The organism is Actinomadura hibisca NBRC 15177 (assembly GCF_001552635.1).
In the GTDB taxonomy this organism is placed as follows: domain Bacteria; phylum Actinomycetota; class Actinomycetes; order Streptosporangiales; family Streptosporangiaceae; genus Spirillospora; species Spirillospora hibisca.
In genome coordinates, this window is the sequence record NZ_BCRO01000094.1 from 18,824 (window position 1) to 31,885 (window position 13,062).

11 protein-coding genes are annotated in these 13,062 nt (G+C 73.6%); 5 read left to right on the forward strand and 6 right to left on the reverse strand.

Annotated elements, in window-relative coordinates:
* Window positions 1–75: 75 nt before the first annotated feature.
* The 6 genes from AH6_RS34825 to AH6_RS44370 all read right to left on the reverse strand — a co-directional run bounded on the left by AH6_RS34825 (window position 76) and on the right by AH6_RS44370 (window position 6,659).
* Complete coding sequence (locus AH6_RS34825; RefSeq protein WP_067488759.1) at window positions 76–1,047, reverse strand: NAD-dependent epimerase/dehydratase family protein; 972 nt, start codon at window positions 1,045–1,047, stop codon at window positions 76–78.
* Between the two features lies 1 nt (window position 1,048).
* A complete protein-coding gene (locus tag AH6_RS34830) occupies window positions 1,049–2,566 on the reverse strand; it encodes a class I adenylate-forming enzyme family protein (RefSeq protein WP_067488761.1) in 1,518 nt (505 codons plus the stop codon).
* Window positions 2,563–3,717, reverse strand: coding sequence for a cytochrome P450 (locus AH6_RS34835; RefSeq protein WP_067488763.1), 1,155 nt, complete (start codon window positions 3,715–3,717; stop codon window positions 2,563–2,565). The genes AH6_RS34830 and AH6_RS34835 overlap by 4 nt, the downstream gene beginning before the upstream one ends.
* A complete protein-coding gene (locus tag AH6_RS34840; protein WP_067488764.1) occupies window positions 3,714–4,481 on the reverse strand; it encodes a glycosyltransferase family 2 protein in 768 nt (255 codons plus the stop codon). The genes AH6_RS34835 and AH6_RS34840 overlap by 4 nt, the downstream gene beginning before the upstream one ends.
* Window positions 4,482–4,484: 3 nt before the next feature.
* The gene (locus tag AH6_RS34845; protein WP_067488766.1) at window positions 4,485–5,486 is read right to left on the reverse strand and encodes a 3-oxoacyl-ACP synthase III family protein; all 1,002 of its coding nucleotides are present in this window, start codon (window positions 5,484–5,486) and stop codon (window positions 4,485–4,487) included.
* 153 nt (window positions 5,487–5,639) lie between these two features.
* Window positions 5,640–6,659, reverse strand: coding sequence for an SCO2583/SCO2584 N-terminal domain-containing protein (locus AH6_RS44370; protein WP_067488768.1), 1,020 nt, complete (start codon window positions 6,657–6,659; stop codon window positions 5,640–5,642).
* A gap of 140 nt (window positions 6,660–6,799) precedes the next feature.
* Here AH6_RS44370 and AH6_RS34855 point away from each other — a divergent pair, with 140 nt between their 5' ends.
* From AH6_RS34855 to AH6_RS34875, 5 genes are all read left to right on the forward strand, one after another.
* Entirely contained in the window at window positions 6,800–7,960 is a 1,161-nt protein-coding gene (locus tag AH6_RS34855) for a steroid 3-ketoacyl-CoA thiolase (protein WP_067488769.1), read from the forward strand.
* A gap of 4 nt (window positions 7,961–7,964) precedes the next feature.
* A complete protein-coding gene (locus tag AH6_RS34860; protein WP_067488773.1) occupies window positions 7,965–8,960 on the forward strand; it encodes an MBL fold metallo-hydrolase in 996 nt (331 codons plus the stop codon).
* A gap of 281 nt (window positions 8,961–9,241) precedes the next feature.
* Complete coding sequence (locus AH6_RS34865) at window positions 9,242–10,492, forward strand: cytochrome P450 (RefSeq protein ID WP_067488775.1); 1,251 nt, start codon at window positions 9,242–9,244, stop codon at window positions 10,490–10,492.
* Window positions 10,489–11,736, forward strand: a complete 1,248-nt coding sequence (locus AH6_RS34870) for a cytochrome P450 (protein ID WP_067488777.1) — start codon at window positions 10,489–10,491, stop codon at window positions 11,734–11,736. Before AH6_RS34865 ends, AH6_RS34870 begins: the two co-directional genes overlap by 4 nt.
* A gap of 67 nt (window positions 11,737–11,803) precedes the next feature.
* Window positions 11,804–13,048: a glycosyltransferase family 4 protein gene (locus AH6_RS34875; RefSeq protein WP_245679604.1), complete on the forward strand. Its 1,245-nt coding sequence runs from the start codon at window positions 11,804–11,806 to the stop codon at window positions 13,046–13,048.
* The last annotated feature ends 14 nt before the right edge of the window (window positions 13,049–13,062 follow it).

Genomic DNA, 13,062 nt, shown 5'->3' on the forward strand with positions numbered 1-13,062 from the left:
GGCCCGTCCGGCATGAGCCCCGACCGGCTGAACCCGCCGTCCACCGATCGGTGGACGGCGCGGTCCACCGGCCGTCTACCAGTCGGCCGCCCCGGCGAACGAGGTCGGCTTGGGGTCGTAGCCCAGGGCGTCGCGCGCGGCGGTGATGTCGAGGGTGCGCTCGACCGCCAGATGGCTGATCGCGTAGCGGGTGAGGCGGGGCGGCTCGGGGCGGCGGGCCAGCAGGAACGCGCCCTCCACGGCCGCCGCCACCGGCCAGGCCGCGCGGCGCGGCAGGTAGACGGGGCGGGCGTTGACGCCGCGCTCGGCGAGGATCGCGCGGAACGCGTCGTCGATCACCACCGGCTCGGCGTCGGCGACGTTGTAGACGCCCGCGCCGACCGGGCCGGTCGCCGCCAGCAGGCACGCCTCCACCAGGTTGGTGACCGAGGTCAGGCTGACCTTCTGGCGGCCGGTCCCGGCGGCGGGCAGCAGCGGGCCGCGCACCGCCGACAACACGCGCGGCAGCAGGGTGGTGTCGCCGGGGCCGTAGACGGCGTGCGGCCGCAGGACGATCGCCTCGCGGCGGGCCGGACCGTGCCAGCGGGCCGGGCCGCGCCCGCGCATGACGGCCAGGACGGCGCGCTCGGCGGCGGCCTTGGACGCGCCGTAGGCGTTGAGGTACCGGGCGGTGGGGGCCTGGTCCTCGGTGGCCATGACGGTGGGCCGGAACGGGTCGTACACGCTGGCGGTGCTGACGTGCACGAACCGCGCGCCGGGGAAGGACGCCAGCGCGTTCCGGGTGCCGGTGGCGTTGGCGGCGAACAGCCCGGCGGCCGGTCCCCAGTCGGTGACGCTGCCCGCGCAGTGCACGACGGCGTCCACGGCGGGGGCGTCCGGAACGGGACCGCGCGTGAGGTCCCAGCGCCGGTAGGGCGCGCCCGCCAGGTGGCCGCGCGGGACCTCGGCGCGGCGGCCGTAGGCGAGGGCCTGCACACCCTGACCGGCCAGGGCGCGGCAGACCGCTCCCCCGACGAAGCCCGACGCGCCGGTCACCGCGATCTTCATCTCATCTCCCCCGTACCAGTGCGCGCAGCCGTTCCCGGTCGAGTTTGCGGCCCCGCCCCGAACGCGGCAATTCGGGCAGCTCGACGATGCGGTCCGGCAGCGCGTCATGGTCGAGGACGCCGGGCAGGCGGCGGTCCAGGCCGGTGACGTCGCCGCCGGGCTCGGCGACGACGGCGAGGACCACCTCCTCGTCGCCGGTCTCGGCGTCGGGCAGGCCGACGATGGCGGCCTCGGCGACGCCGGGGAGCGCGGCGATCGCCGGTTCGTACAGGCCCGGGTAGAGGTTGAACTTGCCGCGGATCAGCATGTCCTTCTTGCGTCCCAGCAGGACCAGGCGGCCGTCTTCCAGGCGGGCGAGGTCGCCGGTGGGCAGGCGGTCGAGGGGCGGTTCGCCCAGGTAGCCGTGGCAGAGGTTGGGGCCGGAGAGGAGCAGTTCGCCGTCGTCGGTGAACGCGGTGCCGGTGAGCGGCTCGCCGAGCAGGTCGCCTTCCGCGCCGGATTCGGTGTGGGCGAGTTTGTCCTGTGCGGACGCGATGGCGACGGGCAGGATCTCGGTCATCGCGTAGACGGACAGCACGTCGGCGGCGGGCGCGGCCTGGACGGCGCGGCGCAGGATTCCGGCGGGTGCGGGGGCCGCGCCCAGCAGGACGTAGCGGAGATGATCCGGCAGCTTCTCGGCCGCGTCCAGGATCTCCGCGAGGTGGACGGGCACGCAGAAGGTGTGGGTGGCGCGGCGTTCGGCGAGCTGGCGGGCGAAGTCGGCGGGCGGGCAGAACAGCGGCGGCATGGACCAGCGCGCCCCCGAGATCAGCGTCGGCAGGCCCAGCATGAGCTGGTCGGTGTGCACGACGTCACCGGGACCGAGCGGCAGGCGCTCCCGGAAGAGGTCGAGCGCGGCGGCCAGTGACGCCTGGGTGTGGACGACGGCGCGCGGGGCGGCGGTGGTGCCGGAGGTGAAGATGACGGCGGCGGGCGCGTCGGGGTCGTTCTCGACGTCCGGCTCGGGCGCGGGCCCGGCGGCGAGCTTGCCGAACGCCAGCGCACCACGCGGAACGCCAGGCAACCAGCGCCCGACATAGATGTGCCGCATCCCCACGCTGTCACCGGGGACTTGCAGGTCGGCCAGGTTGGGGAGTAGCAGGCCCTTGCGGCGTGCGTAGGCTCGCACCGGTCCTAGCCTGCTGCCCGCGTACAGCAACGATTCGGCCGCTGACCAGCGCGGGCGCGCCAACTTGAGGCGGGCCGTGAACATCTCCGGGCCCGCCCCCGGGTCGGCGAACACCACCACGCCGCCCGCCGCCACCACGCCCAGCGCCAGCACCAGCGACTCCGGCGACGGGCGCACCGAGAACAGCACCCCGTCCCCCTCGGCCAGGCCCGCCGCAAGCAAGCCGTGCCGGACGGCCAGCACCCGTCGTCGCAGGTCGCCGTAGGTCAGTTCCGTCCCGTCGCCCGCCACCAGCGCCACCGCCGACGGCGTCGCGGCGGCCTGGTCGAGCAGCCTGCGCACCAGCGTCACCGGTCCCCCTTCCGGATCATCAGCCGCGCGTAGGTCGGGATCAGCACCCCGCGCGCCGCCGCCCGCCGGGTGATCACCGGGCGGGCGGCCAGCACCGTGCGGACGACCGTGCGCGTCTCGGCCATGGCCAGCGGGTAGCCCAGGCAGAAGTGCGGCCCGGCCCCGAACCACAACCGCCGCAGCTCCGGCGGGTGCGGCCGGTCCAGGTCGAACGGGCCGAGCGCGCGGCAGCAGTTGTGCGTCGCGATCAGCACCCGGTCTCCTGGTCCCGCCCGCGTCCCGCCGATCTCGGTCTCGCGGTGCACGCTGCGCAACATGACGGGTGTGGGCGTCGTGACGCGCATGGCCTCGTCGATGGCCCGGTCCAGCAGGCCGGCGGGGCCGGCGGCCACACGTGCCAGTTGCCCGTGGTCGTGCAGCAGCGCGATCAGGCGCGGGACCAGCGTCGCGACCGTCTCGGTGCCGGTCAGGAAGAACGCCGCCGCCGCGCCGCGCGCCTCGGCCTCCGACAGGCCGAGCGTGCGCATCCGGCCCATGACCGTGCCCTCGTCCCCGGCCGCGTACGCCTTGGCGGCGATGTCGCCGAGCGGGTCCAGCACCTCGCGGGCGATCTCCAGTTGCGCGGGCGACAACCGCCGGGTGCGCAGCGACACCATCGACACGATCCGCTCGCCCTGCTCGAACAGGTGCCGGTAGGCGGCCTCGCAGCGGGTGTCCAGGCCGATGACCTCGCCGATCACCGCGCCCGCCAGCACCCGCATGGTGTCCACCAGGTCCACGACCGCGCCGCGCTCCAGCCGGTCGGTGAGATCGGCGAGCGGTTCGGCCAGGACGCGGGTGCACAACCCGTCGACGTAGGTGGGTGTGAAGAGTTCCGCTAGGCGGCGGCGCAGGGCTCGGTGGCCCTCGCCCTCCATGTTGAGCAGCACCGACGGGCCGAGCACCGGCGTCCACAGCTCGCCCGGCGAGCCCGGCCCGTCCTTGCGGAAGGTCTCGCCGTCCATCAGGACCTCGCGCGCCAGGGCCGCGTCGTTGACGACGACGCCGAGCCCCGGCACCCGCACGACCGGCCCGCGCCGGGCCAGGCCACGCAGCAGCGGGTAGGCGAACGGGTGCGCGCTCAGGTAGAGCCGCCGCTCCCAGCCGCTCATCGGATGTCCCCGAGTCGGATGTCCACCACGGCCGGGCGGTAGCGGTGGTCGGCGTACCAGCCCAGCGTCCTGACCAGGCCGAACGCCCGCAGCCGCCGCACCGACCCGTACACGACCATGTCGTCGCGCAACCCGTACCCGGCCGTCAGGTAGCGGACCCGGTTCACCAGGGCGCGGTCCTCGTGCACGTCCTCGATGCGGGTGCGCGGGAAGCCGCCCGCCCGCTCGTACAGGTCGGCGGTGATCGCCATGTTGCAGCCGGGCATCATCACGTACGGCCCCAGGTACAGCGGGTCCTGGTTGCCGGGCCGGAACCGGCCGAACAGCGCGGCGATGTCCACCACGGCGGGCAGCAGCCGCCGCTCCCACCATTTCAGCGGGAACTCGTCGGTGCGCGGCAGCAGCGGCCCGCTGACCAGCTCCAGCCCGTCGTCGAAGGCTTGTTTCAGCGCGGCGGTCCAGTCGCGGTGCGGCAGGCAGTCGGCGTCGGTGCGGGCGACGTGGGTGGCCCCGGCGGCGATCGCGTGCCGGAACCCGGTGTCGGCGGCGGCGCCGGTGCCCTTCTCCGGCTCGGTGATGATCCGCAGGTCGGTCTTGGGGTGGTCGGCGGCGAACGCGCGGACCACCTCGGCGGTGCGGTCGGTGCTGGCGTTGTCCACCACGACCACGGTCGCGTCGGCGTCGGACTGCTCGGCGAGGCGGCGCAGCGTCGCGCCGATCGAGCGTTCCTCGTTGTAGGCGGGGACGACGATCCACAGGTCCATCGGTCACAACTCCGCGAACATCACGCCGAGGCTGACGCCCCCGGCCAGGCCGACGAGGGCGACCCGGTCGCCGGGGCCGCAGCGCCGTTCCCGCAGGGCCGTCGCGAGTTGCAGCGGCAGCGACGCCGAGGCGACGTTGCCGTGCTCGGGCAGCGTCACCACGAGCTTGTCCGGCGGCACGCCCAGCGTGGCGCGCAATACCTCCAGGTAGGGCAGGGTGACCTGGTGGACGGCGACGACCGCGAAGTCGTCCCAGGTCAGGTCGGTCTTGGCGAGGGCGGTCAGGAACAGTTCGGGGCCGGTGGCGACGAACGCGTCCTTGAGCCTGCGCCCGTCGCCGCTGAAGTAGGTGTGCTCGGGGTCGCGCGGGTGCATCGACCCGCCGCCGGGCAGCGTGCCGACCTGCCAGGCGGCCGAGACGGCGGCGAAGTCGCGGTAGAAGATCCCGCCGTCCGGGGCGGCCTCCACGACGACCGCCGCGCCCGCGTCCGACAGGGTGTAGCCCGCGAAGGCGTCGGCGAACTGCGCGCGGTCGCGGACCTTCCAGCGGATCGCGCGCGACGGGCTCTCGCCGGTGCACACCAGCACGCGTTCGTGCTGGCCGGTGCGGATCAGGGCGTCGGCCGTCTGGAGGCCGTTGAGGAAGCTGTTGCAGGCGTTCTTGACGTCGAAGACGGGGCAGGTCGCGCCGAGCTTGGCCGCGACGATGTGCGCGGTGGCGGGCTCGACCAGGTCCTGCGACGCCGAGCCGAAGATCAGCAGGTCCAGCCGCGCGGCGTCCAGCCCGCGGTCGGCCAGCGCCGCGCGGGCGGCGTGCACCGCCAGGTCGGACGCCTGCTGGCCGTCGGCCATGACGTGCCGGGCACCGATCCCGGTCAGCCGCTCCACGATGGTGGGGTGCGGCCGGTAGCCGTCGCTCTCGGCCGCGACGCGCGCCTCGACCTCGGCGCTGGTGAGGGTGCGGTCGGGCAGGTACGCCGCCGCCGCGGTGATGCGTGCTCGCATGGACAGGGCCCCCGGTCTGCTGGTCGGTGTCGTCCGGAATCCAGCCTGACCGGCCGCGATCGGCACCGATAGGGAGACCCTACGGAACCACAGGGGGGCGTTCTAGCCCGGTTCGGGGTGAGTATCACTACTCACCCGCTTTGCCGGGACGGTCTAGGTGCGCGACACCTGGTGGCAACTCCCGTCGCCGACGAGCGGCCGGGAGAGGTCGTAGGGGTCCACGGGCTCGCCGGTCGGCACCGCCCCGGCCTCGTCGCGGCGGAAGATCGGGTGCAGCAGGCCGTCCTCGATGTCGCAGCGCACGGGGGCGGGCGAGTCGCCGCCCCGGGCCTTCCAGATGACGGTCCGGCCGCCCTCCCCGCTGAGGAAGAAGTCGTCGGTGCGGCGGACGACCACGCGCATGACCTCGGCGGTGTCGTCGGGCGGCCGCACGGCGTAGACGAAGTTGTGGTCGGTCTTCACCAGCACGCCCGAGCGTCCGTCGCGCCGGTGCGGCGCGGCGGTGGCAGTGCCGTGCACCTTGACGACCGCGCCGACCCGCGTGGCCGAGCCGGGCGCGAACGTGGTGCGCCACACCCGGGCCCGCTCGCCGCGCGACTTGAGGTCGCGGCGCATCTCGGCGCGCTGCAGGGGATCGACGAGCTTGTCCAGCTTTCCGGTGCGCCCCTCGAAGACGACCTCGGGGTCGAGGTTGCTCGCGATCAGCAGCTGCTTGACGCGCTCGTAGGCGCGGGCCGTGTCGCCCTTGTCGAGCCCGTTGGCCGCGATGGGCGCGAGCGTGGCGATCCCGGCCGCGCCGTCGGCGTAGTCCTCGGCGGGCGATCCGGCGAACGGGGCGTCGGCGCGCGGCTCGGCGCTCCGGCTGTCGTTCGGCGTCGGCGCGCCCAGCTTGACCGGGGCCTCCTGCACGCGCGGCCGGGTCCACCACCACAGCGCGGTGGAGATCGCCAGCAGCACCAGCACGCCCGCGAGCACCTTGACGACGGCCGCCCGCCCGCTGGGGTCGCGGTAGGCCGCCGCTGCCGCCGCGCGCCGCCCGCGCTCGGCCCGCCGCGCCCTCCTCCGCTCGACGGGCCCCGGCCGCCTGGCGCGCTCCCGCGCCGACGGCTCGGTGATCGTCGCGCCGCGGACGAAGTCCTCGTCGAACACCGGCTCCGGTCTGCCGTCGGTCATCGGTGCTCCTCCCGGCGCGCGTCGCGCACCCAGGAATGGTAGGGCCTGCGCCGCCCCCCGGCGGACACGGCGGACCCTTCCGCGCAAAACTAGAACACGTTACAGTCGGGAGGCGAATCACGTTCTAGCGAGGAGAGCGCATGGGCACCCCGGTGATCGTCGAGGCGGTACGCACACCGCTCGGGAAGCGCAACGGCTGGCTGGCGGGGCTGAAGGCCCAGGCCGTCCTGGCGCACGCGCTGAACGCGCTGGTCGAGCGGACCGGGATCGATCCCGCCGAGGTGGCGGAGGTCTTCGCCGGGTGCGTGACGCAGGCGGGCGAGCAGGGCGGGCACGTCGGCCGCTACGCCTGGTTGTACGCGGGGCTCCCCTGGCAGACCGGCGTCACCACGATCGACGCGCAGTGCGGCTCGGCGCAGCAGGCGGTGCACCTGGCCGCTTCGCAGGTCGCCGCCGGGGTCGTGGACGTCGCGATCGGCTGCGGAGTGGAGGTGATGAGCCGTGCCCCGCTCGGCAGCAACGTGCTGCCCGCCAACCCCCGTCCCGACGACTGGTCGATCGACATGCCGCACCAGTTCGGCGCGGCCGAGCGCATCGCGCAGCGGCGCGGCCTGACCCGCGCCGACCTGGACGCCTTCGGCGCGCGCTCCCAGCAGCTCGCGGCCAAGGCGTGGGCCGACGGCCGCTTCGACCGGGAGATCGCGCCGCTGGACGCGCCGCAGGTGGACAAGGAGGGCACGCCCACCGGCGAGACCATGACCGTCACCCGCGACCAGGGCCTGCGCGAGACCACCGCCGAGGGCCTGGCCAAGCTCAAGCCCGTGATGGGCGAGGACTCGCTGCACACCGCGGGCACCTCCTCGCAGATCTCCGACGGGGCCGCCGCGGTGCTGGTGATGTCAGAGGAGAAGGCCCGCGCGCTGGGGCTGCGCCCGCGCGCCCGCATCCGGGCGCAGGCGCTGGTCGGGGCCGAGCCGTACTACCACCTGGACGGGCCGGTGCAGTCCACCGAACGGGTCCTGGCCCGCGCCGGGATGACCATGGGGGACATCGACATCACCGAGATCAACGAGGCGTTCGCCTCGGTGGTGTTGTCGTGGGCGTCGGTGCACGAACCGGACATGGACACCGTGAACGTCAACGGCGGCGCGATCGCGCTCGGCCACCCCGTCGGCGCGACCGGAGCCCGCCTGCTCACCAGCGCGCTGCACGAGCTGGAGCGGCGCTCGGCGCAGACGGCGCTGGTCACCATGTGCTGCGGCGGCGCGCTGTCGTCGGCCACGATCATCGAGCGGGTCTGACCCGGTGCGGGCGCGGCCGGAGGACCTCGGCGGCGGGGTCTGGAGCGTTCCGGTGCCGATCCCGGGCAACCCCCTCGCCTACACGCTGGTCTACGCGCTGGAGTCGCCGCGCGGCCCGGTGCTGGTGGACGCGGGCTGGGAGCACGAGGACGCCTGGGCGGCGCTGAAGGACGGGCTCGGCGCGTTCGGCATGGACATCGCCGACGTGCACGGCGTGGTGGTGACCCACTACCACCCCGACCACGCGGGCCTCGCCGGGCGGGTCCGCGAGACCTCCGGCGCGTGGGTGGCGATGCACCGCGACGACGCCGCGATCGTCCGGCTGTTCCGGGAGGTGGTCGAGCAGGACGCCGACCGTACCTGGGAGCTGGCCGCGATGCGCCGGGCCGGGGCCGGGGCGGACGAGCTGGGCGGGCCGGGCTCGCCGCGCGAGCACATCGACCCGCCCGCCGCGCCCGACCGCGAGCTGGACGACGGCGAGCTGGTGGACCTGCCGGGCCGCCGGCTGCGCACGGTGTGGACGCCGGGCCACTCCCCCGGCCACATCTGCCTGCACCTGGAGGACGGCGACCGGATCTTCACCGGCGACCACGTGCTGCCCCGCATCACCCCGCACATCGGCCTGTACCCCTACGACCGGACCGACACCGACCCGCTGGGCGACTACCTGGCCTCGCTCGGCAGGGTCGCGACGGTGGACGCGGGCGAGGTGCTGCCCGCCCACCAGTACCGCTTCGCGGGGCTGGCCGGGCGGACCGGCGAGATCATCGCCCACCACGAGGAGCGGCTCGCCGAGCTGACCGGGCTGCTGTCGCCCGCGCCCACCACGTTGTGGGAGCTGGCGGCCGGGCTGCGCTGGCGCGAGGCGTGGGCGGACATGGGCGCGACCGCCAAGCGGATGGCGACCGGCGAGGCCGCCGCGCACCTGCTCGTGCTGGAGAAACGCGGCGTCGCGCGCCGCCTGGACGAGGGCGGAACGTTGCGCTTCGCCCTGCGCTGAGAGGCCGCCGGGTGCGACGGGAAGCAACTCCCCGTACCCGGCCGCCCGGGGCCCGACACGTGGCGCGAACGGGGCATTTCAGGCTGCGATGCGACACGCGTCACACCCCGGTGAGACTCTTGATGAGACTACAGTCTCATGTTAGAACCTGTTCTATAAACCTCACCAAGCAAGCGCTCAATCACGGGCCCGCGTCCGACCGAGACCCCGCACGCCCCGGGGACCGCCGCGCCGGTCCTCGCCGTCTGCCTGCCTTCCACCCCGGCACGGAGGATCACCCCATGGCCCCCGAGATCGACATCATCGACCCGTCCGTCTACGAGCGCGGGGGCATCCCGCACGAGCAGTTCACCTGGCTGCGCGACAACGACCCGGTGCACTGGCACCGGGACCTGGACGAGTCGGTGCCCGGTTTCTGGGCGGTCACCCGGCACGAGGACGTCGTGACCGTCTCCCGCAACCCGCAGATCTTCTCCAGCCACGTGCGCACCTCGATGTACGAGGAGTTCACCGAGGAGGAGGTGCTGCTGTACGGGATGATGATGCTGTTCCAGGACCCGCCGGACCACACCAGGAACCGGGCGAAGGTCAACCGGGGCTTCACGCCGCGGATGATCAAGCAGCTGGAGGAGCACATCCGCGACATCTGCCACGAGCTGATCGACGAGGTGGTGGCGCGCGGCGAGGCGTGCTTCGTGGCGGACATCGCCGCCCACCTGCCCGCCTACGTGATCTGCGAGCTGCTGGGCGCGCCGGTGACGGACCGGCAGAAGATCTGCGACTGGTCCAACAAGATCATCGGCTTCGCGGACCCCGAGCTGAACGGCGCCAAGGAGCAGGCCAAGGAGTTCGCCGGCGAGCTGATGAACTACGCCGCCGAGCTGGCCGCCCAGCGCGAGGCCGACCCGCGCGACGACATCGCCACCAAGCTGCTCCAGCCCGACGAGAACGGCGTGCGGCTCAGCACCGAGGAGTTCCAGCTCTTCCTGCTGATGCTGGTGATCGCCGGGCACGAGACCACCCGCAACGGCTCGGTCGGCGGCATGCTGGCGTTCTTCGAGCACCCCGAGCAGTGGGAGAAGCTGAAGGCCAACCGGGCGCTGCTGCGCACCGCGCCCGACGAGATCGTGCGCTGGACCAGCCCGATCAACCTGTTCCGCCGCACCGCCACCCGCGACACCGAGCTGGGCGGCAAGCAGATCAAGGCGGGCGACAAGGTCGTGGTGTTCTACGGCTCGGCCAACCGCGACGAGCGGGCCATCGAGGACCCGTTCGCCTTCGACATCGCCCGCGACCCCAACCCGCACGTGGGCTTCGGCGGCGGCGGCCCGCACTTCTGCCTCGGCACCCACCTGGCCCGGCTGGAGCTGTCGGTGCTGTTCGAGACGATCCTGGACCGGATGCCCGACATCCGCCCGGTCGGCGAGGCCCGGCGGCTGCGCTCCAACTTCGTCAACGGAATCAAGGAGCTGCAGGTGGCCTTCACCCCGTCCGAGCCCCAGTCCTCCAAGAGCAAGGCGACGGTCCGGTGAGCGCCGCGCCGGACATCGAGCTGGTGGACCCGGGCCGCTACGAGCGCGGCGGCGTCCCGCACGACCAGTTCGCCTGGTTGCGCGAGCACGACCCCGTGCACCGCCACCACGGCGACCCGGCGCGCGGGTACCCGCCGTTCTGGGCGGTGACCCTGCACGAGGACGTGGTGCACGTGTCGCGGCATCCGGAGGTGTTCTCCTCTCACGAGCGGCTCGCGCTGTTCGACGAGCCGCCGCCCGAGCACCTGGAACTCCAGCGCCTGATGATGCTGAACCAGGACCCGCCCGAGCACTCGCGCAAGCGCGGCATCGTCAACCGGGGCTTCACGCCCCGCGCGATCGGCGCGCTGGAGGACCACATCCGCGACATCTGCCGCAGGCTGGTCGCCGAGACGCTGGACCGGGCCGAGGGCAGCGGCGGCGAGGGCGACTTCGTGCGCGACCTCGCCGCCCCGCTGCCGCTGTACGTGATCTGCGAGCTGCTGGGCGCGCCGCCCGCGGACCGCGACAAGATCTTCCACTGGTCCAACACGCTGATCGGCGGCGACGACCCGGAGTTCCAGCGCTCCCCCGAGGACGGCCAGGCCGCCGCCACCGAGCTGTACGCCTACGCCAACGGCCTGGCCGCCGAGCGGCGCGAGAACCCGCGCGACGACATCGTCACCCGGCTGCTGGACCCCGGCCCCGGCGGCGAGGTGTTGTCGGGCGACGAGTTCGAGCTGTTCGTGCTGCTGCTCGCGGTGGCCGGGAACGAGACCACCCGCAACGCCGCCTCCGGCGGCATGCACGCCTTCTTCCAGCACCCCGACCAGTGGGAGCGGCTGCGCGCCGACCGCTCGCTGCTGGCCACCGCCGCCGACGAGATCGTGCGCTGGGTCACCCCCGTCAACCTGTTCCGGCGGACCGCCGTGCGCGACACCGAGCTGCGCGGCCGGAAGATCAGGGAGGGCGACAAGGTGGTGGTGTTCTACGCCTCCGCCAACGCCGACCCGGCCGCCTTCACCGACCCCGCGCGCTTCGACGTGGGCCGCTCGCCCAACCCGCACCTGGGCTTCGGGGGCGGCGGCCCGCACTTCTGCCTGGGCGCTCACCTGGCACGGCTCGAACTCCGTGTGCTCTTCCAAACACTTTTGGACTCCATGCCCAATATCGAACCGTCCGGTAACGTACGCAGACTAAGGTCGAGTTTCATCAATGGCGTCAAGGAGATGCCGGTGCGCCTGTGCCCGGCGTCCCACGACTGACAGGAGTGGCGCGTGAGCGGGTGCCGGCGTGGCTGAGGCAGTTGAGCCGTCGGAGGGGCCATTGCGCGTGGCCCTGCTCTCGTACCGGAGCAAGCCGCACTGCGGCGGCCAGGGCGTGTACCTGCGGCACCTGAGCCGGGAGCTGGTCGACCTCGGGCACGCCGTCGAGGTGTTCTCCGGCCAGCCCTACCCCGAGCTGGACCGCGACGAGATCGTCCTCACCAAGGTCCCCAGCCTGGACCTGTACCGCGACGAGGACCCCTTCCGCACGCCGCGGCGCGAGGAGTTCCGCGACTGGATCGACGTGCTGGAGTTCGCGCACATGCGCACCGGCGGCTTCCCCGAGCCGCTGACCTTCAGCCTGCGGGTGCTGCGCGAGCTGCGCCGCCGCCGCCGCGACTTCGACGTGGCGCACGACAACCAGGTGCTCGGCCTCGGCAACCTCGGCATCGCCAGGGCCGGGCTGCCGCTGGTCACCAGCATCCACCACCCGATCAGCGTGGACCGGCGCATCGAGATCGAGGCCGCCGAGGGGCTCAAGCAGAAGCTCGGCAAGCGCCGCTGGTACGGCTTCGTCACCATGCAGGCCCAGGTGGCGCGGCGGATCGGCCCGGTGCTGACGGTGTCGGGCTCCTCCAAGGTCGACATCGTCAAGGACTTCAAGGTCGACCCGCGCGACATCGAGATCCTGCCGCTGGGCGTCGACACCGGCATCTTCCACCCGCGCGGCGAGCGCGTGCCCGGCCGGATCGTCGCGATGGCCAGCGCCGACGCGCCCATCAAGGGCGTGGACGTGCTGCTGCGCGCGGTCGCCAAGGTCGCCACCGAGCGCGACGTGCACGTGGTCGTGGTGAGCCGCCCCCGCGAGGACGGCCCCACCGAGAAGCTGGTGAAGGAGCTGGCGCTCGGCGACCGCGTGCGGTTCGTCAGCGGCATCAGCGACGGCGAGCTGGGCGAGCTGCTGGCGTCGGCCGAGGTCGCGGTGGTGCCCTCGCGCTACGAGGGCTTCTCGCTGCCGGCCGTCGAGCACATGGCGTCGGGCACCCCGCTGGTCGCCAGCCGCGCCGGGGCCCTGCCGGAGGTCGTCGGCGACGCCGCGATCCTGGTCGCGCCCGGCGACGTCGAGGAACTGGCCGGCGTGCTGCGCCGCCTGCACGACTCCCCAGCGGAGCGCGGCAAGGTGGGCGCGGCGGGCCTGGCCCGGGTGCAGGAGCGGTACACCTGGCGGGCCGTGGCGCAGGCCACGGTCGAGCACTACCGGACCGCGATCACCCAGCACCAGTACCTGCGGCTCGCCGCGGGCAAGGCATGAGGGACCTCCGTCGG